General features: G+C 72.5%; 2 protein-coding genes and 1 pseudogene. 2 read left to right on the forward strand and 1 reads right to left on the reverse strand.

The annotated features are described in order from the left end of the window. Both B7767_RS13065 and B7767_RS13070 read left to right on the forward strand, forming a co-directional pair. Positions 1 to 400: pseudogene (locus tag B7767_RS13065) on the forward strand (transporter); the annotation flags it as partial. 82 nt (positions 401 to 482) lie between these two features. Further along, positions 483 to 1,091, forward strand: coding sequence for a dihydrofolate reductase family protein (locus B7767_RS13070; protein ID WP_085572336.1), 609 nt, complete (start codon positions 483 to 485; stop codon positions 1,089 to 1,091). Between the two features lie 70 nt (positions 1,092 to 1,161). Here the strand turns inward: B7767_RS13070 and B7767_RS13075 are convergent, their stop codons facing one another. Next, complete coding sequence (locus tag B7767_RS13075; protein WP_085572337.1) at positions 1,162 to 1,518, reverse strand: hypothetical protein; 357 nt, start codon at positions 1,516 to 1,518, stop codon at positions 1,162 to 1,164. Positions 1,519 to 1,962: the final 444 nt, after the last annotated feature.

A 1,962-nucleotide genomic window follows, 5' to 3' on the forward strand; every position in this document is an offset into this window, starting at 1 on the left:
GACGGGGGCCCTCTCCGCGGTCGTGGCGGTCGTCGCCGCCGACTGGAACCTGGTGGTCGTCTCGACGCTCTGGCTCGCCGTCTGCGGCGCCGCCCTCGCGCCCGTCCTGCTGTACGCCCTGTACTGGCCCGGGTTCACCGCCCGTGGTGCGCTGTGGTGCCTGTGGGGGGCCACGGCGCTGAGCATCGTGGCGCTCGCGCTGTCGCCGTACGTGTCCGGCGCCCCCGGGTCGATCCTCCCGGAGTACGACTTCAGGATCTGGGACGTGACGATCCCGGGCCTGGTGACGGTGCCGGCCGGATTCCTGCTGGGCTGGCTGGGCAGCGTCACGGATCCGCGCCGGGCGGCGGTGGACGGCGTACCGGGTCCGGAGCACCGGAGGGAACCGGACACCGTCTGAACGGTCCGCGTGCCGCCTACCGATGACTTTCGGCGGGTGGCACGGTCATACCCGGTACACGCACCCGGATTCGGAGGACACCATGCCGCGGAAGATCACCGCCAGCCTGTTCATCTCGCTCGACGGCGTCGTCGAGGCACCCGATCAGTGGCACTTCCCGTACTTCAACGACGAGATGGGGGCCGCCGTCGGCGCCGGCATGAGCACCACGGAGGTCCTGCTCTTCGGCCGCAGGACGTACGACAGCTTCGCCGGCGCCTGGCCCGAGCGGGAGGCGGCGGGCGGCGAGGACGCGGGCTTCGCCAAGCAGCTCGGCGACATGCGGAAGATCGTGTTCTCACGCAGCCGGCTCGATCTGCGGTGGCGGAACTCCGAGCAGGCGCAGGGTGACGTCGCCGAGGTCGCCGCCGCGCTGAAGGCCGAGCCGGGCGGTGACATCTCGTTGAGCGGCTCGGTCTCCGTCGTCCGGCAGCTGCTGGCCGCGGGCCTCCTCGACGAACTGCACCTCCTCGTCCACCCCATCGCCGTACGCAAGGGCATGCGCCTCTTCGACGAGGGCGAGCCGTCGATCCCGCTGAAGCTGCTGAAGTCCCAGACGTTCACGACGGGCGTGCTGAACCTCGTGTACGGGCCCGACACCGCGCCGCCGACGGGTGGTTACGAGGAGGCCGTCACCACCCTCGGGGAGTGACGGCCGGCTCGGAGGACCTACCAGTTCTTGTACTGGACGTCGCCGGGACCGCAGAAGGCACAGTCGGGGCTCAGGAAGTCCCGGGTGCGGCGGAATTCTCGTCGGCCAGGCGCCACCGGAGCCGGGCGGTGATGACGTGCCGCCCCTTGCGGGTGGCGAGGACGTGGTCGGTGCCGTCGAGGATGTCGAACCACACCGGCACGTCGGTGCGGGTGTGGTCGCGTTCCATGTCGGCGGTGGCGAAGTCCTCGTCGTCGATGTGGAGGGCCGGGTTGCGGAGGCTGTCGGGGCCGTTTCCGTCGGACGAACCGCCGGCCACGTGGACGGTGGTCTCCAGCCGCGGGTCGTCGGCCACGTCGAACGTGCCGATGGATCCGCGGGAGTGGCCTCCGGAGGCCACCTCGGAGGTGTCGAGGTCCCCGTACAAGCGGACTGCCCGGACCGGCGTCCTGGTCCTCCAGCCGGTCGAGGGCGGCGACCATGCAGGCGCCGCTGCTGGACGAGACCTCGCTGTGGACGACGGATCCGTGCGAGGCCCACTGGCGCAGCATGTCCTCGTAGCCGGCGGGGTCGGACCCCGCGCCCGGCCCCCGGACGAAGACCGGGTGGTCCACACCGTCCCGGTCGGCGTCGGAGGGGTACACCGGCCGGCCGTCGTCGCCAGGGCCGGCGGAGTCGTCGGCGGTCACCGCGTACGGGCCGGGCTCGGTGACGTCGTCCACCGGGGGCAGTGACCCGGTCGGCGGGCCGGTCCCCGGCGTGGTGTTCGGCGCGGCGACGATCGCACCGGCCCCGGTGGAACCGGCGGGGGTGACCGCCGCGACGCACGGGTCGGCGGTGAGGCCGGCCGCCTGGCCGGGCTCGATCAGCG

This window comes from Streptomyces sp. 13-12-16, assembly GCF_002114215.1.
Lineage (GTDB): Bacteria > Actinomycetota > Actinomycetes > Streptomycetales > Streptomycetaceae > Streptomyces.

What these genes read in the sequence shown, in the direction of transcription:
- B7767_RS13070 (WP_085572336.1), top strand. Translation starts at nt 483, where the DNA reads ATGCCGCGGAAGATCACCGCCAGCCTGTTCATCTCGCTCGACGGCGTC.